The 18,414-nt window shown below is 64.1% G+C and carries 22 protein-coding genes and 1 tRNA gene; 8 read left to right on the top strand and 15 right to left on the bottom strand.

Going from position 1 to position 18,414, the window contains the following annotated elements:
* Positions 1–11: 11 nt before the first annotated feature.
* The 3 genes from JAO75_RS05785 to cysE form a co-directional block, all read right to left on the bottom strand.
* On the bottom strand, positions 12–542 hold the full coding sequence (locus JAO75_RS05785; RefSeq protein ID WP_199047463.1) for a gamma carbonic anhydrase family protein: 531 nt from the start codon (positions 540–542) through the stop codon (positions 12–14).
* Between the two features lie 57 nt (positions 543–599).
* On the bottom strand, positions 600–812 hold the full coding sequence (locus JAO75_RS05780) for a DUF3126 family protein (protein ID WP_199047462.1): 213 nt from the start codon (positions 810–812) through the stop codon (positions 600–602).
* Positions 813–902: 90 nt separating this feature from the next.
* The gene (gene cysE / locus JAO75_RS05775; protein ID WP_199047461.1) at positions 903–1,739 is read right to left on the bottom strand and encodes a serine O-acetyltransferase; all 837 of its coding nucleotides are present in this window, start codon (positions 1,737–1,739) and stop codon (positions 903–905) included.
* Positions 1,740–1,818: 79 nt separating this feature from the next.
* Here cysE and JAO75_RS05770 point away from each other — a divergent pair, with 79 nt between their 5' ends.
* Entirely contained in the window at positions 1,819–2,619 is an 801-nt protein-coding gene (locus JAO75_RS05770) for an enoyl-CoA hydratase (RefSeq protein ID WP_199047459.1), read from the top strand.
* A 2-nt stretch (positions 2,620–2,621) separates the two neighbouring features.
* On the opposite strand, the gene JAO75_RS05765 is transcribed toward JAO75_RS05770, so the two are convergent.
* Complete coding sequence (locus tag JAO75_RS05765; RefSeq protein ID WP_199047457.1) at positions 2,622–3,113, bottom strand: class I SAM-dependent methyltransferase; 492 nt, start codon at positions 3,111–3,113, stop codon at positions 2,622–2,624.
* 57 nt (positions 3,114–3,170) lie between these two features.
* On the bottom strand, positions 3,171–3,935 hold the full coding sequence (locus tag JAO75_RS05760) for an alpha/beta fold hydrolase (RefSeq protein WP_199047455.1): 765 nt from the start codon (positions 3,933–3,935) through the stop codon (positions 3,171–3,173).
* Between the two features lie 146 nt (positions 3,936–4,081).
* On the opposite strand from JAO75_RS05760, the gene JAO75_RS05755 reads away from it, so the two are divergent.
* The 4 genes from JAO75_RS05755 to JAO75_RS05740 all read left to right on the top strand — a co-directional run bounded on the left by JAO75_RS05755 (position 4,082) and on the right by JAO75_RS05740 (position 7,041).
* Positions 4,082–4,345 (top strand): zinc-finger domain-containing protein, encoded by a 264-nt coding sequence (locus tag JAO75_RS05755; protein WP_199047453.1) that lies wholly within the window; start codon positions 4,082–4,084, stop codon positions 4,343–4,345.
* Positions 4,346–5,533, top strand: a complete 1,188-nt coding sequence (locus tag JAO75_RS05750) for an FAD-dependent oxidoreductase (RefSeq protein ID WP_199047451.1) — start codon at positions 4,346–4,348, stop codon at positions 5,531–5,533.
* A 67-nt stretch (positions 5,534–5,600) separates the two neighbouring features.
* Positions 5,601–5,686: transfer RNA gene (locus JAO75_RS05745), tRNA-Leu, on the top strand.
* 227 nt (positions 5,687–5,913) lie between these two features.
* Positions 5,914–7,041, top strand: coding sequence for a calcium-binding protein (locus tag JAO75_RS05740; protein ID WP_199047449.1), 1,128 nt, complete (start codon positions 5,914–5,916; stop codon positions 7,039–7,041).
* Positions 7,042–7,551: 510 nt separating this feature from the next.
* On the opposite strand, the gene JAO75_RS05735 is transcribed toward JAO75_RS05740, so the two are convergent.
* Positions 7,552–7,704 carry a hypothetical protein gene (locus JAO75_RS05735; RefSeq protein WP_199047447.1) on the bottom strand — a complete coding sequence of 51 codons (153 nt, stop codon included), beginning with the start codon at positions 7,702–7,704 and terminating at the stop codon, positions 7,552–7,554.
* A gap of 264 nt (positions 7,705–7,968) precedes the next feature.
* Here JAO75_RS05735 and JAO75_RS05730 point away from each other — a divergent pair, with 264 nt between their 5' ends.
* Positions 7,969–8,193 carry a NepR family anti-sigma factor gene (locus JAO75_RS05730; protein ID WP_199047445.1) on the top strand — a complete coding sequence of 75 codons (225 nt, stop codon included), beginning with the start codon at positions 7,969–7,971 and terminating at the stop codon, positions 8,191–8,193.
* A gap of 43 nt (positions 8,194–8,236) precedes the next feature.
* Here JAO75_RS05730 and JAO75_RS05725 read toward each other — a convergent pair whose 3' ends face one another.
* Both JAO75_RS05725 and JAO75_RS05720 read right to left on the bottom strand, forming a co-directional pair.
* Positions 8,237–8,611, bottom strand: a complete 375-nt coding sequence (locus JAO75_RS05725) for a hypothetical protein (RefSeq protein ID WP_199047443.1) — start codon at positions 8,609–8,611, stop codon at positions 8,237–8,239.
* 101 nt (positions 8,612–8,712) lie between these two features.
* Positions 8,713–9,255, bottom strand: coding sequence for a response regulator (locus JAO75_RS05720; protein ID WP_246742384.1), 543 nt, complete (start codon positions 9,253–9,255; stop codon positions 8,713–8,715).
* A 285-nt stretch (positions 9,256–9,540) separates the two neighbouring features.
* Between JAO75_RS05720 and JAO75_RS05715 the strand changes: the two genes are divergently transcribed.
* Positions 9,541–9,729 (top strand): hypothetical protein, encoded by a 189-nt coding sequence (locus JAO75_RS05715; protein WP_199047441.1) that lies wholly within the window; start codon positions 9,541–9,543, stop codon positions 9,727–9,729.
* A 629-nt stretch (positions 9,730–10,358) separates the two neighbouring features.
* On the opposite strand, the gene JAO75_RS05710 is transcribed toward JAO75_RS05715, so the two are convergent.
* The 6 genes from JAO75_RS05710 to JAO75_RS05685 form a co-directional block, all read right to left on the bottom strand.
* Positions 10,359–10,616 carry a hypothetical protein gene (locus JAO75_RS05710; RefSeq protein WP_199047439.1) on the bottom strand — a complete coding sequence of 86 codons (258 nt, stop codon included), beginning with the start codon at positions 10,614–10,616 and terminating at the stop codon, positions 10,359–10,361.
* A gap of 124 nt (positions 10,617–10,740) precedes the next feature.
* A complete protein-coding gene (locus tag JAO75_RS05705) occupies positions 10,741–11,943 on the bottom strand; it encodes a porin (RefSeq protein WP_199047437.1) in 1,203 nt (400 codons plus the stop codon).
* Between the two features lie 219 nt (positions 11,944–12,162).
* Positions 12,163–12,441 (bottom strand): hypothetical protein, encoded by a 279-nt coding sequence (locus JAO75_RS05700; RefSeq protein ID WP_343234560.1) that lies wholly within the window; start codon positions 12,439–12,441, stop codon positions 12,163–12,165.
* A 236-nt stretch (positions 12,442–12,677) separates the two neighbouring features.
* On the bottom strand, positions 12,678–14,234 hold the full coding sequence (locus JAO75_RS05695) for an AMP-binding protein (protein WP_199047433.1): 1,557 nt from the start codon (positions 14,232–14,234) through the stop codon (positions 12,678–12,680).
* Between the two features lie 18 nt (positions 14,235–14,252).
* Entirely contained in the window at positions 14,253–14,759 is a 507-nt protein-coding gene (gpt, locus tag JAO75_RS05690; protein ID WP_036347378.1) for a xanthine phosphoribosyltransferase, read from the bottom strand.
* 36 nt (positions 14,760–14,795) lie between these two features.
* On the bottom strand, positions 14,796–15,542 hold the full coding sequence (locus JAO75_RS05685) for a competence/damage-inducible protein A (RefSeq protein WP_199047431.1): 747 nt from the start codon (positions 15,540–15,542) through the stop codon (positions 14,796–14,798).
* A gap of 988 nt (positions 15,543–16,530) precedes the next feature.
* Between JAO75_RS05685 and sfsA the strand changes: the two genes are divergently transcribed.
* Positions 16,531–17,250: a DNA/RNA nuclease SfsA gene (gene sfsA / locus JAO75_RS05680; RefSeq protein WP_199047429.1), complete on the top strand. Its 720-nt coding sequence runs from the start codon at positions 16,531–16,533 to the stop codon at positions 17,248–17,250.
* Positions 17,251–17,507: 257 nt separating this feature from the next.
* On the opposite strand, the gene JAO75_RS05675 is transcribed toward sfsA, so the two are convergent.
* Positions 17,508–18,338: an FkbM family methyltransferase gene (locus tag JAO75_RS05675; RefSeq protein WP_199047427.1), complete on the bottom strand. Its 831-nt coding sequence runs from the start codon at positions 18,336–18,338 to the stop codon at positions 17,508–17,510.
* Positions 18,339–18,414: the final 76 nt, after the last annotated feature.

Raw genomic sequence — 18,414 nt, 5'->3', positions numbered from 1 at the left:
CTTGGGGCGGATCAGTCGATCCGCCTCATTTTTTTAGCGAAACGCTGCCAGTTCTCCACGTAGCTCCTGGCCGACAGCCGAAGCCGCTCGACGGCCTCTGCATCGAGCACCCGGATGGCCTTGGCCGGAGCGCCGACGATCAGGGAGTTGTCCGGAAACTCCTTGCCCTCGGTGACGAGCGCATTCGCCCCCACGAGGCAGTTCGCGCCGATGCGCACATGGTTGAGCACGGTGGCGCCCATGCCGATCAGGGAATTCTCCCCGATTGTGCAGCCATGGAGAATCGCCTTGTGGCCGATGGTGCAGCCCGCGCCGACGGTCAGGGGCGCACCCATATCCGTGTGGAGCAAGGCCCCTTCCTGGATATTCGTGGCCTCGCCGATATCGATGAGTTCGTTGTCGCCCCGCAGCACGGCGCCGAACCAGATTCCCACATCGCGCCCGAGCCGCACCTTGCCGATCACATGAGCGTCCGGCGCGATCCAGAAGCGACCGGACTCGGGGAGGATCGGAGCAGCATCGTCGAGGCTGTAGATCGGCATCGGTGATCCAGAACGAAAAGCAGCAGAACCTCGGGGAAGGCCTGCTGCGAAAAGCGTTTAGTCCTCGAGGTCCGTATCGAGGATCGCCATGGTGAAGTTGAAGGAACGGTCCCCATCCTCGTCGTCGACGAAGAGAACGCCGACGAATTCCTCACCGATGTAAACTTCCGCCGAATCGGTCTTCTTGGGCCGGCCGACGACGCGGAGTGAGTGGTTCGCAAAGGTCTGGCGCAGGTAGCGCTCGACTTTAGCCATCTCGGTTTTATCCACTACAGGTCCTTTCTTATTGTCACGGTTGCTGCACTTGCCATGCCGGGCAAACGCGAGCAAGCCGCCTTGGGTCCCGGATGGGAGCCTTCCTCAGATTCCGTCCGTCTCGGAGAAGCAATGGTCCATGGACCGGGCCGGCTCCGCGCACCCGGCCGTGCCGATGACCTTGGCGGGAACGCCCGCCACCGTGGCGTTATGGGGCACAGGCTTGAGCACGACAGACCCGGCGGCGATTCTGGCGCAATGGCCGACCTCGATGTTGCCCAGGATCTTGGCGCCTGCGCCGATGAGAACGCCCTGGCGGATCTTGGGATGCCGGTCGCCCCGCTCCTTGCCGGTGCCGCCCAGCGTCACGTCCTGGAGCATGGACACATTGTCCTCGATGACCGCTGTGGCGCCGACCACGAGCCCGGTGGCGTGGTCGAGGAAGATACCCCGGCCGATGCGGGCTGCCGGGTGGATGTCCGTCTGGAACGCCTCGGACGAGCGGCTCTGGAGATAGAGGGCGAAATCCTGCCGTCCCCTCGTCCACAGCCAATGGGCCAGGCGGTGTGTCTGGATGGCGTGGAAGCCCTTGAAGTAGAGCACAGGCTCGACCGCCCGGGTGACCACGGGATCCCGGTCGAGCACGGCGCTGATATCGGCCCGCATGGCCGTTCCGATGCTGCGGTCGTTCTCCACGGCCTCGGTAAAAATCTGCTCGATGATGTCGGCAGGAACAGCCGCATGGCCAAGGCGGGAGGCGACCCGGTGAATCACCGCAGCCTCGAGGCTCGGCTGATGCAGGATGGCACTCAGAACGAAGCCGGCCATTGCCGGCTCGGCCTGGACGATGGCCTCGGCCTCGGAGCGGAGACGGTCCCAGATCGGGTCGACCGTTCCGGCCACGGCATCCGGGGCTCCCGGCTTCAGGCGCGTCTGTGTCATGGTCGTCTCCTGCCGGCTTCGCAATCGCCTCAGGTCTAGATAAGAAGCCCCTGCCCCTTACCACAGATCCAAGCGAGCCATGACCTACTCTTTTTCGCCGGCGTCGTCCAAGCTTGCCGTGTCCTCCAGCGCCGGCATCGCAACGGTGACCATCGACAACCTGCTCAAGCACAACGCGCTGGACCTGGAGATGTGGAAAGCCTTCCCGGCTCTCATGGAGGCTCTCGACCGGGATCCCCAGGTCCGGGTCGTCATCCTAAGAGGTGCCGGGCAGGAGTCCTTCGCCTCAGGGGCGGACATCGCAGAATTCGCCACGGTTCGGGCTGATGCCGAGGGCGGACGGCTCTACGAGGCGGCCAATGAAGCGGCGTTCTGGGCCGTCGCCCATTGCTCGAAACCGGTCATCGCCATGATCCGCGGGTTCTGCCTCGGCGGCGGCTTTGGCCTCGCCCTCTCCTGCGACCTGCGGGTCGCCTCGGAGAGCGCCATCTTCGGCATCCCGGCAGCACGGCTCGGGGTGGGATATCCTCCGGGCGCCATGAAGCTCGTGACGGCGGCCGTGGGCGCTCCCGCGGCCAAGGACCTGTTCTTCACCGCACGACGGATCGGCGCCCAGGAAGCCTATCGGCTGGGGGTCGTGCAGCGGCTGGTTCCCGATGCCGAGCTGGAGCAGGCAATCCAGGCGCTCGCCGAGAGCATCGCGGAGAACGCTCCCCTGACGATCAGGGCCGCCAAGGCCGCCATCGACGATGCGGTCGGCGTCGGGCACCCGAATGTCGATCCCCTCGCTCTCGCGGATCGGTGCTTCGACAGCGCAGACGCCGTGGAGGGTCGCGAGGCCTTTCTGCGGAAGCGCCGGCCGGTGTTCACCGGGCGATAGGTTCAGGCGTTGCGGCGATACACGAAGTAGCGGCCCTCCGGCACGCTCGTCTGGGATGAGATGTCGGTGCAGGAGGGCATCTCGAAGGCACGATCCGCGATCAGCAGCCCTCCCGGCTGGAGCAGAGAATCGAGCAGCGGCGACAGCCGCAGGGCGAGCTGGCGGTTCGCCGCCTCGTCGCCGGTTCCGATGTCGGTGTGGATCAGCGCCGCCGATCCTTGCCCCACCCGCTCGATGAAGATCGGCAGGGTCTCGAAGATATCGCCGACGATCAGGTAGCCCTCAGGCGGATAGCAATCCGGATGGGCCGCCGGAGAGCGCTCGAAGGCGTAGATCTCGCGGCCGGGCAGCTTGGTTCGCAGATGATCGTAGGTTCGACCGTTGCCGAGGCCGAGTTCGAGAACGAGGCCTGTCGGGCCGATTTCGCCGGCCGCCCAGTTCAAGAGGTCGCGCTGGGCCGTCAGCCGTCGGATCACGGAATCGAGTCGGGTCATTGGTCACTCCTGCCGCAGGGATATGGGGAGGAGCCCTTCAAAGCAAAGGTTAGGCGGTCACGGACGCTGCGCCAGGAAGTCGAGCACACCCTGCTTGTGCACCTTGTCGCCCACGGCGAGATTGTGGTCGCGCCCCGGAATGTCGAGCGCCGTGGCGTTCGGGATCAGCCTCGCGAGTTCCGGCCCCGAGCCCGACACGTCGTCCCTGGTGCCGACCGACACCAGGGTCGGCAGCGTGATGGAGGCGACCTCTTCTCTCGTCAGCACCTGCCGCGACCCGCGGATGCAGGCGGCCAGGGCCTTGAGGTCGCTCCCGGTCTGCTCGGCGAAGGCCCGGAACATGCGCTGCATGGGGTCGGTCAGGTCGGCGAGAGAAGGCACCTCCATGGCATCGGCGATGCCGAGCGGCAGGCCGACGCCTTCGACGAGATGAATCCCTAAGCCGCCGAGGAGCATGGAGCGCATCCGCTCCGGCGCCGTGAGCGCCATATGGGCGGTGATCCGCGCCCCCATGGAATAGCCCATCACGTCGGCCCGCTCGATGCCGAGATGGTCGAGCAGCCGGCAGCCGTCCTCCGCCATGCGGTAGGAATTGTAGGCCTCGGGATCGTAGAGCTTCTCGCTCTGCCCATGCCCCCGGTTGTCGAAGGCGACGACCCGGTATCCGGCCCGCGTCAGGGTCTTCACCCAGAGCGTATTGCCCCAATTCACCGCATGGTTCGAGGCGAAGCCGTGGATGAGCAGGATCGGATCGCCCTGCCCCTCGTGAGGCGGAACGTCGACATAGGCGATGCTCACGCCGTTGGAATTGAAATAGCGCATCGGACCGGCTGGGGTTGGAGCCTGAGGGAAAGCCGGTGCAACCTAAGCACCGGAGGCGCGGGATGCAACGCTTGGAAATTTGCTCTAGGCGCATGGCCGATCGGCCATTATGGTGCGCCAAATTTCAACGCTTCAGAGCAACGGCAATGGCTGACAAAGGCACTCCCCACTTCCACAACGATCCGGGCGTTCCCGTCATTCACGTGGGCTCGAAGGAGTTCATGTGCATCGGCGCGACGCCGCCCTTCGATCATCCCCATGTGTTCATCGACATGGGCTATGATACGGAGACGATCTGCTCCTACTGCTCGACCCTGTTCAAGTACGACCCCTCGCTGAAGTTCGACGAGGCTCGCCCGGCCCAGTGCGTCTGGGAGCCCGATTTCGCCGGCTCGGCAGCTTCGCGCTAAGTGTCCAAACTATCGATTGCAGTCGTCGGCGCCGGCATCGGCGGCCTGACGGCGGCTCTGGCCTTGGCCCGGCAGGGCCACACGGTCACGCTCGTCGAGCGCCGGACCGGCTTCAGCGAGGTCGGGGCCGGCCTCCAGCTTTCGCCCAATGCCAGCCGCATCCTCATCAGGCTTGGCCTCGGCCCGGCGCTTCGCCGTGTGGCGACGGAGCCGGAGCGGGTCGTGGTGCGCGCCATCCGCTCAGGCAAGCCCATTGGCGAGGTGGCGCTGGGGGCCTTCATGCGCGAGCGGTTCGAGGCGCCCTATTGGGTCGTGCACCGGGCCGATCTCCAGACCATCCTGCTCGATGCCGTCCGCTCGGAGCCGTCGATCCGCCTTGTCATGGGTCGGGCAGTGGAGAGCGTCGAGAGCGACCCTTCTCAAGCCGCCCTCACCTGGATCTCCGCCGGCGGTGCCCGGGAGACCATCACCGCCGACCTGATCGTCGGGGCTGACGGCGTCTGGTCGAAGGTGCGCCAGCAACTCGGCGACGGGACGCAACCCACCTATCGTGGCTATATCGCCTGGCGGGCCACCTTGGACCGCAGCGCCGCCCCGGCCAAACTCGCCGGCGACGAGACCGGCCTCTGGCTCGGCCCGCAGGGCCATGTGGTGCATTACCCCATTGCCGGCGGCAGGCTCGTCAATGTCGTGGCCATCGAAAGGAATCCGGCGCCCGTGGACGGCTGGGCCGCTCCCGGCCGGCGGGAGGACCTGCTCGCCCGCTATGCCTCTGCCGCCCCTGCCCTGCGTGAGCTTCTCGCGCAGCCGCAGGAATGGCTGCGCTGGTCCCTGTTCGACCACCCGGCCGAGCGCCTCGCCAAGGGCCGGATCGCTCTTCTCGGCGATGCCGCGCACCCCGTCCTGCCCTTCCTCGCCCAAGGCGCCGCAATGGCAATCGAGGAGGCGGCGACCCTCGCCTCTCTGCTGCGCGAGGCCCGGTCCGACATCCCGCAGATCCTCTCGGCCTATGAAAGGCAGCGCCTCGGCCGCGCAGCCCAGGTCCAGAAGGAGGCCCGCACGAACGGGCGCATCTACCATGCCGGTGCCCTGATCGCGTTCGGGCGCGACAGGGTCATGCGCCACCTGGGCTCCGAGGGCATGACGAAGCGTTACGACTGGCTCTACGGATTCCGCACCCCGGAGTGATGCAGGCACCGGCGCGCACGCTTTGACTTGCGCTCGAGCCCGCCTCCCGATAACCCTCTTCTCCGAAGCGGACGTGGCGAAACCGGTAGACGCAAGGGACTTAAAATCCCTCGGGCTATGCCCGTGCGGGTTCGACCCCCGCCGTCCGCACCAACCCCCTCGACAATTCTCAGCCTCCAGGAAGCTATCGTGCTTCGAGGCCTTCGATTACCTGTTGGGCTAAAAGACCCGCTTTGTGAATCCGATGGGATGTTCAGAAGCGGCAAGGCTCAGGTAGCGGTCTTTTGATGCAGAGTGGAACGCCGGAGCCATCAGCAAAGTTGATGATGTTGCCGACCTTTGGGCGGCGCCAGACCGTCGAGTTGCTCAAGGAGCGTTCCATGCCCACCGTCATTGCCATCGAAGCCAAGCCCGTTGAATTTGAAGGGCTGAACACCGGTTTTTTCCATCTCTACCTCGTCAAGACGGTCACGGATGAGCAGGGGCGTGTCGTCTCGGAGAAGGTCATTCGAGGCACCGCAGGATCGAACGGCGATCTTGAGACGCTGGCGGATGCCAACCTGGCTACCTCGCCCGACCGGAGAGGCTCGGATACCCCTGAGGAGAGGCACCGCAAGGTCCTCGATCTCGGCACAAGGGACGCCGACGACGTCTGGAAGGTAATGGTGCGGCATGCCAACAACATCGAGAACGCGGACCTCGACTACAGCATCGACATCTTTCGCGAAGCTCCCGGAGGAGACCTGAACAGCAACTCGGTCGTCGCATCGGTGCTCCATTCGGTCGGCCTGAACTTGAGCGCAAGCTTCCCGGACGGGATCAGCCGGTCGGATGCTCCTCTCTACGGCCAGCTCCAATACATGTACGTGGACGATGCGCTCTTCGGAACAGCGAATAGGGACTGGATCTTGGGCGGCGTCGGGAATGATCGCCTCTATGGTGGCCATGGGAATGATCGCCTCTACGGAGAGGATGGCAATGACCGCCTTCACGCCAGCAACGGCAATGATGCCCTGTATGGCGGCGACGGAAATGACCGCGCGGATGGCCGAGCCGGCAACGATGCTGTGTACGGGAACAGCGGCAATGACCGTCTTTATGGTAGCTTCGGAGATGATTATCTCAGCGGCGGAAGTGGGAACGATCGGCTTTACGGCGAGGCAGGCGCAGACATCCTCCGAGGCGGTTCGGGTCGGGATGTCTTTGTCTATAATGCCGTTCCAATTGGCCCCGAAGGCGTTGACACTATCCGAGACTTTTCGGTCGCCAATGACACCTTCTGGCTGAACAACCGGGCATTCGCCGCCCTGGGCAGCGAAGGCCGGCTGAAGTCGGGAGTGTTCCGCACGGGTGATCAGGCGCGGGATTCGACGGATCGCATCATCTACGATCGTGACGACGGGATGCTGTACTACGATGCAGACGGGACCGGCGCGAGCGAGCAGGTTGCGGTCGCAAAGCTCTCCGATGGTCTGAGACTGACGTCTCTGGACTTCCTGATCATCTAGCCGGAAACCACAGGAGCCGGGGAACGCCGGTGGTGTGATCGAAAGATGCTGATGTGCATGCCAGCACATCAAGCAATCCGGCTGACCGATATGGTCGAGAGTGCAGTCGATCAGCACCATTGGAGACGAACGATGCTCTCCGGCTTCTTCTCGCCTCGCCGAATGGGTGTAGCGGCAATCTTGGTCATTGCATCGACAAGTGCCGATGCATGGGCGCAGAGCAATCCGCTGACCTTGAGAATGTCATGCGCTCAGGCGCGGAGCCTTGTCGCTTCGCAAAGAGGCATTGTCCTCAACACGGGCCCTCTCACCTACGACCGCTATGTCGGATCGTACGGCTCCTGCGCTGTCGGGGAAACTCTGGACCCAGCATGGGTTCCGACGGCCGATACGGCCCAATGCCCCATCGGATACCGTTGCGCGCCCCGCTCTCCGCCCTCACGGAACTAGGCACCCTCTGGGGTCACAGGAGTCCTCCGATTGCGGTTATACATTAGCCGCTGGAGGCCGTTAGCGGCTGTGCCAAGCCCTGAGGGCCAGCAGAGGCGTCAGAATCGGCCAGCCGAACCCTGCGATCAGGATGTGGTCGAGGCCGATCTTCTCCTCGTCGTTGATCATGGTGGAGACTGCAAGGAGCAGAATCACGCCGGACAAATAGATCATCAAAACTTCACGCATCCCGCAGCCCCGCAGCAATCTTGAAGCTGAGCTTTGACGCATGACGGGGATCAAGCCAATGCGACCGGCAGTCGCCTGCTTCGCTACGAAGGCGTGAGACGCTGGGATGAAGCGTGCAGGATCTCTGCCGAGACCGACACAAGAAACTTTACTGGATGAAAAATTCAAATTCGTCAGAAACTTAACCGCAACTCAATCGGACCTCGCCCGTTCCTCGATCACCACGAGCAACTCCCAGGGAGGTCATCGATGCCAAAGCGGCACCACCCTTATGCCGCAGGAGGCAATGCCGGTTGGAGCATCGGCTCCAATGGCCTGACGGCAGCCGGGCAATCCGAACTGCTGAAGGATCTTGGGCGTCAACTTCAGCACAATTACCAGGGCATCCTGAAGGAGCCTGCGCCGGATCGCATCAGGCAATTGCTGGAGAGACTTGAAAGGGCTCACCGCCGCGAAAGGGGTGAGGACCACTGAGACCATCGGCCCAGGATCCGGTCCTCACCTCTCTCAGCGAGTATCAGCGCCTGCGGCGCTTCCGGGGATGAGCGTGGCCCTCGGAGTCCGACTCTTTCGGAATGAGGCTATAGATCAGAAACCCCGCCAGAATTCCGGCCCCGAGCAGAACGAAGGGATACGACTTGGCGGTCTGAACGACCCCGGATGCGGTCTGCCGCATGGCATAGACCGGCCTGGAGGCATCATGGATCAGGCGCTCGGCCCGTCTGACATTCTCCTGTCGGGTGTGGATCTCCAGGTCGTAGCCCTCGTCGTCGTCATGGCGATGAAGCTCGATGCTGTTGCGGGCGAAGCCGGCCGAGACAAGGCGCTGGATCGCCTGGTTGGCCTCGCTGCGAGACTGGAAAGATCCTGTAGCAATAGACGTGTTCGGCATCAGTCAATCCTCTTTGAACTGCAGACGCCAATTCCCGGCAAGCGCCTAGGTTCCACGCCTGCCCGATACACGGTGCGGAAACGTATCGAAGCAGAAGGCCTTCAGTGCCCGCGATAGGATTGAGACGCGGCCCTCTCGGCCTCCATCAGAACCTCAAGGGCTCTCCAAGGCTTCGGCAGGAAACGGACGTCCCGCGGAACATCCCCCGCCTCATCGTCGAGGGGCCCGCCGGATGTCAGCACTGTGCGGACCCAAGGCCATTTGAGCCGGACAGTCCGCGCAAGGTCCAACCCGTTCATGAGACAGGGAAGCCGGAGATCGGCAAAGAGGAAGGCGACTTCCTCCGAATGTCGGTTCAGGTAATCCAGAGCCTCCTCCGCGCTGGACGCTTCGACGACCTTCAGATCGGTTTCCTCGAGAAGAGCTGCCGCTAAGCCCCTGACCTCGAAATCATCCTCGACGATCAAAGCTACACGATAAGGCTCTATTCCCTGTCCCATACGTCGTCTCCTCTTCCGGTTTGCAGTTCCTTGAGCCCTGTTATGCAAGGAGCAACGATCCTCAGGCTCTTTTGTCTGACGGGAGAAATCCGGCTCCGGAAACGCGATGCGGACAGCCGGTACGATACGGTCCGAACTCATCATGCGATCGGAAGCGGCAGGGCTTTCGAGCGCACTTTCTACAGGACCGTGAATAATCAACTTTCCCGAGCGCAGGCGCGATCGGGCTAATACCCTCATCACAGAACGGTGAATACCGCCGTCTGTTTCAGCTTGGCCTTACAGAAAATTTCCTGAACAGTCTTTTTGCCCTAGAGGAACCGTCCTCCAAGCTGTAGCTTAAGCTTGAACCGACTGTTCTCACGTGAGATCCCCACCGTGTTCAAGGAGACCCAGCTTCACCAGGAGTTCTTGGACCTGGAGCATCACATGCGGCTTCTCGACCGCAGGCTGGCCGATGCCCTCCACCGGATCCGTCATGGCTCCTCGGCGGAACTGGTCGAGCAGGCCCGCCAGGATGAACGGCATCTTCTTTCCGAACTGGACCGGCTGATGACGAGGATGCGGGCGATCGAAGGGCAACTCCTCCAGATCCAGAAGGGTGCGACGCGCCACTAAAGCATGGGACCCAGATGTGGACTTGCACTTTTGGGATCCATCCGATGCTTCCTTCTTGGAACAGAGCATCGTCGGGACCGACCCAGCGGGCCGCACGATGCTCTAGCGACAGCTGGAGCCGCAGGCCTGTGCGATACCGCACGTCGGAGCCGCTGCGCTGGGATCATCCTGCCATTCCTAACGCAAGGGAAGCCCAAGGAGCACGAGGGATGACCTTCAGAGAATGTTGTTCAGGGAGCGACGTTGAAGTCGCAGGAGGGGCTGAAGCGCTGCACCGGCGGTGCATTCCGCTGTTCCCGGTCTTGCTCGTCCTCTTGGCCGCGACGAACGTCGCGTCAGCGGTGTTCGTTCTTCTGGAATGAATGGCCGCTCCTCCGCAACTCTCGGCAGCATCATCACAGGTAGTCGCACCGGGCGAGAACTGCAGGACAGCGCATGCAATGCGAAGGTCTGTCCTGCAGGTTCACCGTTCGTCTTCAGCGCATACCGAGGAACGACAGGATAGCCAGAACCACGACGATCGCGCCGATAAGCCAGATGATGTTGTTCATGAGTATTCTCTCCCAAATGGAATTGACCTCATGCCAACGGTCAAGGTGCAGGTTCGTTCCTTGGCTCCGCGCACCGTCCTACTCGGAGCGGCACGCGATCAGACCGCCTCCGCTGACATGGCCCGAGGCGGCGATCTGCCTTTCGCTCATGCTCGTGCAGGCCTCATGGGTGAGTCCCTGGACCGGATCCGCCTGGATTCGGCTCTCCTGAATGCGGGTGGTCTCGTAGCCGGGACCTGACCGGTACTCCCAGGTGGAGACTCCCGCCGTCCCGATGCATCCGCCGAGCCCGAACGAGAGCAATGCGGCAGTGGCGGCGCCAAGGATCTTCGGCATGGTTTCACTCCTCCCGTGCGAGCGCTCAGGCGGCAGATAGCGCCCCACGCCGTTTTCGTCATGGCCTGAACGAAAAAGCCCCGGCAGCGGCGCCGGGGCTTTCCGATCGATGGGAGAAGGCCGATCAGAAGTCGCGCTGAATGCGCAGGCGGCCTTCCCAGGCATCATCGTCATTCGCGCCGACGATGCCGCGCGGGTTGAGGTTGGAGTAGAGAGCCTCCACGCCGATATCGAGACCGGCGACCGGCGACCAGATCACGTTGGAGCCGACGCGCCATTCGGTGAAATCGGCGGACGGAGCGGCGGTGCCGTACTCCACGCGGGCATAGGAGCCGAACAGGCTCTGCCGGATGGTGGGCGTCCAATAATGGTTCAGACCGCCGGCGAGCGACCAGCCACGACCGGTTTCGATCTCGCCATCGGGGCCGATATACGCGTCCAGGACCGTGCCCGAAGCGATGCCGACCGAGATATCGGGGTCGAAGCCGAGATAGCCGAGGGCGCCGTCCGCATAGGTGGCGGCAAGCCACAGGGCGTCGCCCTCGCCCAGCATCGGCAGGTTCACGTTGAACATGCCCGACATGGCCCAGCCGAGTTTGCTGTCGGGGTAATCGCCGCCGACAACCACGTTGCTGCGGACCTGGTGCAGGGCGCCGGAGAGCTGAGCCGAACCCCAGGTGCCGGTATACTTCAGGTTACCGACGAGGTCGGGCAGCCTCTGGCCGGCACCCAGGTCTGCCGCGTCGGCCAGGGCGGTGGTCGCGAAGGAGCCCTCTTCCAGCGACAGGGTGGCCGAGAAGCCGTTGTCGAAGGAGAAAGTGTAGGCCAGCAGGTTCACGTCCGGAAAGTCGTAGAAGCGAACCGTGCCCCAATTCTCGTTCGGGATATCGCCGTTGGTGAAGAACGAGGTCGTGCGACCGGCGGTCAGGCCGCCGAACTGGATGTAAGCCTGGGCGATGTTCGTCGAGGTGCCCGACCCATACAGGCCGGACTGACGGTCCATCTCCATACGGACGAAGGCGCGCAGGAGGCCGTAGGCGGTCGCCGTGCGGGCGTCGAGCTGGACGCGTCCGCGGGCCAGGAAACCGATCGTATCGTCCTCGCGATTCCTGGGTTCGAGATACGCGTATTCGGCACGGACGCGACCGCCGACGCGGAGGCAGGTTTCCGTGCCCGGGATGTAGAAGAAGCCTGCGCCATAGGTGGAGCAGACGCGAACGTATTCGACCGGTGCGGCCTTGACGACCGGCAGATCGGCAGCTTGTGCCCCCATGACAGCCGCGAGGCCGGCGACTGTTCCAAGGAAGAGGCTCTTGGCGAGCTTCATGATTGTCTCCAGAGAGATCCGGGTTCGAGCCCCGTTACAGTCTCGACCGTACCGGGCCTCAAAACCGACGCAATACAGGTCCGCTTCAGTTCCGCTCAAGCAATGCGCACCCTGCTCAATAGATAAGCATTCCGGGAGGATGCGCATGCTTATTCCCGAGTGTGTGGCCCAAATTCAACAAACCGAACCGGCCCCTCCAGAGGCCTCCGGACCGGACCGTCAGTCGCCGAAAAAGTCCAGCTCGAACTCACGGCAGGTGTATCCGACAGGGCATTGGGGCGTATCCCGGGTCGGCACGAAGGCGGGCTCGATCATCTCGGTGCGCAGGCAGAACCGCTGGTCCCTGACGTAGCGGTCATACGTGTATGTGCCGGTGCCGAGAACGACCGAGCCCCGCGCCAGGACGAGGCCGCGGGCTTGGTTGCAGGTCATGCTGGGCGTCATCGGCCGCGGCTGCTGAGCCTGAACGCTCGAGGCGGCGACCAGAAGCGCCAACACACAGACTGTCTTTCGCATCGTCATACCCGTCGCACGGACGGCCTCAGGAGAACACTTTTGCCTGAGACAACGCGTCAAGCAGAGCTTTGTTACCGAAAGGGCCGGTGGCCCGCAGAGGACATCGGGCCGCTGGAGCATCGTGCCGACCCGGAGGGCCGCGCTCAACGATGCTCTTATTCAAAGAGGAAGCATCGGATGGATCCCAAAAGTGCAAATCCACTTTTGGGTCCGATGCTTCAGAGCATCGGCTGCAGGCGCGTCGCCAGGTCGACCGCAGCGGCATAGTCGGTCTTTCCGGAGCCGAGAACGGGAATGCTCGACACGAGAATGGAGCGCGGGACCCACAGCTCGGGGAAGCCGTGTTCCTGGGCATGGGCCAGGAGCACGTCTCGATCCGCGTCGTGCTTGTCGGTGATGAGGACGATCTGCTCGCCCTTGCGCGGATCCGGGATCGCCACCACCACATGGCTGCTGTCGGGCCACAGGGACTGGACCGTCGCCTCGATGGCTGCAAGCGACACCATCTCGCCCGCGATCTTGGCAAAGCGCTTCGCCCGACCCCGGATCGTCACGATTCCACCCTCGACCGTCACGATGTCGCCGGTGTCGTGCCAGCCCTCGGCCGGTGCCCGGATTCCGCCCGGCGCAGACGGGTCGAGATAGCCCTTCATCACGTTCGGACCGCGCACGTGCAGGCGTCCGCCCTCATGGATTCCCTGCACGGGTTCCAGCCGCCACTCGATGCCGGGCAGGACATGCCCCACCGTCCCGGGATGGTTGTCGTCGGGAAGGTTGCAGGCGATGACCGGCGCGCACTCGGTGGCCCCGTACCCTTCCACGATGACCGTGCCGTGCTGGTCCCAGAGGCGGCGCGTCTCGTCCTTCACCCGCTCAGCCCCGGCGATCACGAAGCGCACGCTCGCCAGGTCGTCCTCGCCGGCCGCGCGGGCATAACCCTGCAGGAAGGTATCGGTGGCGAGCATCACCGTGGCGCGCGTTCCCGCGACGAGCTTCGGGATCTGCCGGTAATGCAGCGGGCTCGGATAGAGCACCGACTTCATGCCGTTGAGCACCGCTGTCAGGAGCCCTGCGGAGAGGCCGAAAGAATGGAAGATCGGCAGCGGGTTGAAGAAGACATCGTCGTCCCTCAGCACGTCGCCGGCGAGCGCCTTGACCTGATAGGCATTGGCCACGAGGTTGGCGTTCGACAGCACCACCCCTTTCGGCACCCCCTCCGAGCCGGAGGTGAAGAGCAGCACGGCCGGATCGTCGGGCTGAACCCTAGCCCCGGCATGGACGCGCCGCGCGATCCAGGAATCCACGAGGCCGCGCAGCTTGTCGAGGCTGGTGAGCTCGGTGCGGACATCCTCGAGCCACAGGATCCTACGCCCCTCTCCCAGGGCCTCGACGATGTCGTCGAGCTTGCCCTGCTCGACGAAGCGGCGCGACGTGACGATGGTGCCGATCCCGGCCACCTCGCAGGCGGCCTTGAGGTTCTTGATGCCGGCCGTGAAGTTCAGAAAGGCCGGCACGCGCCCGAAGGCGTTGAGCCCGAACAGGGTGACGGCGATGGCCTGCACGTTCGGCAGCAGCACGCCGACGGGCTCGCGCTCCTTCGTCAGGCCTGCAAGCTTGCGCCCGAGCACCAGCGAGCCGAGGACGAGGCGGCCGAAGGTGATCGGCTGGCGCTCCAGGTCCTCCAGGGCGACCTTGTTGCGGCCGAAGCGATCCCTGGCGTCGAGGAGCGCCCCGAACAGGGTTTTGCGCGTCCGCGCGATATCGAATTCGGCCACGGGCGCGCTCCTGACAGGTTAGCCGGCGGAGCCTTCGCGGATGGGCGCCTGGTAGGCCAGGCCCATGTCCCAGGGGAAGTAGATCCAGGTGTCCTGGCTCACTTCCGTCACGAAGGTGTCGATGAGGGGGCGTCCGGCCGGCTTGGCATAGACGGCGGCGAAATGCGCGTTGGGGAGCATGTCACGCACGATCTTGGCGGTCTTGCCGGTATCGGTCAGATCGTCGATCACGAGCACGCCCTTGCCCGTCCCGTCGCCCAGAGCCTTGATGGCGGGCGCGATGTCCTTGAGCACCCGCAGCTCGCCCTGGTTCTTGTAGTCGTGATAGCTCGCGATGCACACGCTCTCGATCAGGCGAACATCGAGCTCGCGCGCCACGATGGCGGCGGGCACGAGGCCGCCGCGGGTGATGCAGACGATCGCCTCGAAGGGACCGGCCGAGGCCAGGCGCCAGGCGAGCGCGCGGCAATCGCGGTGGAACTGGTCCCAGGAGACGGGGAAGGCTTTGGGAGAGGTCGGGGACATCGGCTGGCTCTTCGTTGGTGTGTGAGGAGAGAACTCTTAAAGGGGCGCCCGGTCACCTTTGAGGTGAACGAGATGATCGCGGATGGCCGCAGTCGCCTGAGCAACAGTCTCAGGATCCTTGCCGCGCACGACGATCTGGTTGCGGAAGCCGCTGGTCGAGAACGACGGATAGGACCCGATGGAGACGCTCGGGAACGACGAGGCGATCCGGCTCAGGCCCTCGGCATAGATGCCCTCGGCCAGCCCCTCCGCCTCGATGGTCTCGATGATCATGCGCGCGCCGGTCTCCAGGGTCGGGGCGATGATGTCGAGCATGGCCTGCATGATCGACGGCACGCCCGCCATGACGAACACGTTGCCGATGCGGAAGCCCGGCGCCTTGGAGATCGGGTTCTCGATCAGGCTGGCGCCGTCGGGAATCCGGGCCATGCGCATCCGGGCCTCGTTGAGCTCTTCGGGGGTGTAGCGCTCCCGCAGCATGGCGACCGCTCTGCCGTCGTGGCCGATCCCGACCTCGAAGGCCTTGGCGATGCAGTCCGCGGTGATGTCGTCGTGGGTTGGCCCAATGCCGCCGGTGGTGAAGAGATAGGTGTAGCGGGTGCGCAGAGCATTGACCGCCGCCACGATCTCCTCCTCCACGTCCGGCACGACGCGGACTTCCCGCAGGTCGACGCCGATCCCGGTCAGGTACTCGGCGATGTAGCCGATGTTCTTGTCCTTGGTTCGGCCCGTGAGGATCTCATCACCGATGATGAGAAGGGCGGCTGTAACGGAGACGGCCATGCGCAGCGATCCTTTTGAGGGGCTTTAGCCTCAGAAACGGCAATTCTCAAGCGCAGGCAAGGGTTCATCCCTGCGCCATCCCCGGCCTTACGCACTCCTCTACTATTCCTCGCCGTCAGCGCGGACTTGTATAGGGAATGGCCGTGACGGGAGGTGCTGATGTCAAAGAGCCAGCGCCTGTGGGCCCGCAGCTGATGCTGCGAGCCTGTGAGGCAATCGAGGGTGGCGCGAATGGCAGCCCGGCTCGATGATGGATGGTGATTGGGAAGAGCCGGAATGCCTCTTCGCGCACGGCTTCTTTAGGCGGACAAGCGGTGCCAGCCCGGTGACCGCTCAAGGCGGGGTCCGTCTGCTCGACGGGGGCCTTGAACCGATTCCGACTACCGGCACGCAGCCTGGGCCTCCCGTCGATGCCGCTTGCGAGGCAACACCACGGGACCGTGCCTGCCTCCACACTGCGACGCCTCGCGAGCGCGCCCCTCATTAGAGGCAGGTCTACACAACGATATAGCCGAGGTTAGGAGAATTGTCAAGAACGAAATGAGAACATGCGCCGCCTGCCCTCTCCCCTCTGCGGGAGAGGGGCCGTGCTTGCCATCAACGCCCCTCTGCCGGCTCGCTCCGCTCGCCACCCTCCCCCGCACTCAAGTCGGATGTTTCCGACTTGAGCACGAGGAATGTCCAGATCGGGAACACCCGATCTGGATGGGGGGAGGGACATCAGCGCTCTATCCTGCACGCGATCCCGGATCGGCTGCACCGTCCGGGATGACGGTGGTGGGGATGAAGTTGTTGGGGGGCATAGCGGGGGTCATTCCCGGCCGGAGATGGCGCAGCCATCGGAGGGGAAGGGAATCCACGATCAAGCGCTGCGCTATGGATCCCCTTCCCGGCCTGCGGCCGCCGGGGATGACAACGTGCGGAGCGGGTTGAACCGCCCCCTTCCCCCCTGCTACCAGGGTCTTTTCCAGTCGAATGTTGGTTTTGAATGCGTTTTCAGGAAACCCTGCTCGAGGGTCGTCTTATCGAGCGTTACAAGCGATTTCTGGCGGATATCGAGCTCGACACCGGCGAGGTGGTCACCGCCCATTGCGCCAATCCCGGGGCCATGATGGGCCTGAAGGAGCCCGGCAGCCGGGTGTTCCTCTCGCGGGCCACGAACCCCAACCGCAAGCTCAAGTACAATTGGGAGTTCGTGGAGATCGCGGCCGGCGGCGGTCCGCTCCAGCTCATCGGGATCAACACCTCCCGGCCCAACCTGCTGGTGGCCGAGGCCCTGCGGGAGGGGCGGCTTGAGCCCTTCGCCCGCTACGACCGGGTGCGGCCCGAGGTGAAGTACGGCAGGAACAGCCGGGTCGACTTCCTGCTGGAGAAGGACGGCGAGCCGCCCTGCTACCTGGAGGTGAAGAACTGCCACCTCATGCGCGAGGCGGGCTTCGCCGAATTCCCGGATTGCGTCGCCGCCCGCAGCGCCAAGCACCTCTACGAGCTGGCCGACATGAAGGCCGAAGGCGCGAGGGCCGCCCTCGTCTACGTGATCCAGATGGATGCCGAGCGCTTCGACGTGGCCCGCGACATCGACCCGGCCTACGACAAGGCCTTCCGGCACGCCCTCGCGGCGGGGGTGGAATCCTACGCCTATGTCTGCCGCATCACCCCGCAGGAGGTGACGATCGACCGGCCGGTGGCAATCGTGACGCCGCGATAGGGCTCCTAGGAAACGGGTTCACAAACACTCGGCCTCATCAGAGTCCGGCTCGTAGAAGACCGGCAGCCCTCCTCACGTCATCACCGGCCTTGTGCCGGTGATCCCGATGGCTTGAAACGCCGCGCTTCACAGGATCGGGATGGCCGGCACAAGGCCGGCCATGACGAGGGGCCATGACCCAAGCCGAGGCGTGTTCCTCTTCATGAGCCAGCCTCTCAGGATGAGGGCTCAGGTATGGCCGCGTTTGCGCCGGATTTTCAGGAACGCTCGAAAACCAGGTTCATCTTGGTTTCGAGGATCTGCCGGTAGCCTTTGCCCGTGAGGAGCCCGACCACGTCGGCCTGCCAGCGTTCCGGAACGTTCGCCACGATGAACACGGACGGGTAGAGCGAGGCCGGCGCATCCCGGAAGAACGGGCCGAGGACAAGGTCTTCCGCCCCCTCCACGTCGAGCTTGATCGCGTCCACGCGGGTCAGGCCCTCCCGGCTCAAAAGGTCGAGCAGGGTCACGGCCGGGACCCGGATCGCGTCCGTCTGGCTGGAGTTCACGATCTTGAGGCTCGCCTCGCCCCGGTTGAGCGGGTCGAGGAACAGGGTGAGCTCGCCCGTCTTGTCGGCGATCGCGCAATCGACGGCCTTGATCGTGCAGGAGGGGTTCTGGCGGATGTTGTAGATCAGCCGGTCGAAGATCTCCGGCTGCGGCTCGACGGCCAGGATCCGGGTCGAGACGGCGGGGCCGGCCTCCTGCGCCAGGAACAGGGCGTACCAGCCGACATTCGAGCCCACATCGATGAAGGTGAAGCCGTCCTTGATCCGCGAAGCCAGGATCTTGAGCTCGTCCGCATCGAAATATTGCGGTGTGAAGAGGAGCCGGCGCTCGCAGACGTTCTTATGGGGATAAAGCCGCATCCTGACGCCGAACGTCTCGAGATCGAGCGGCGGGCCTTTCAGCATCTTCATGGCCAGATGGCGCAGCATCAGGGCGAGCCGGCGCCCCGCCCAGCCCTCGGGCAACCCGCGCGTGCGGTCGATCACCCAACGGGTGAGACCTGAAGGCGCAAAGTCCCCGAAGGGGCGGGTATCATTCATGGGCGAGGAATCCAGAGCCACGAACCGGACGAACAGGGTTGCCTCATGACACCCCCGGGCGCCAATCGCAAGCGCG

Origin of the sequence: Microvirga splendida (assembly GCF_016427565.1) — a bacterium.
Taxonomy (GTDB): Bacteria; Pseudomonadota; Alphaproteobacteria; order Rhizobiales; family Beijerinckiaceae; genus Microvirga; species Microvirga splendida.
The sequence above is the reverse complement of the archived record's forward strand: the minus strand, read 5'-3'. Positions and strand labels throughout refer to the sequence as shown.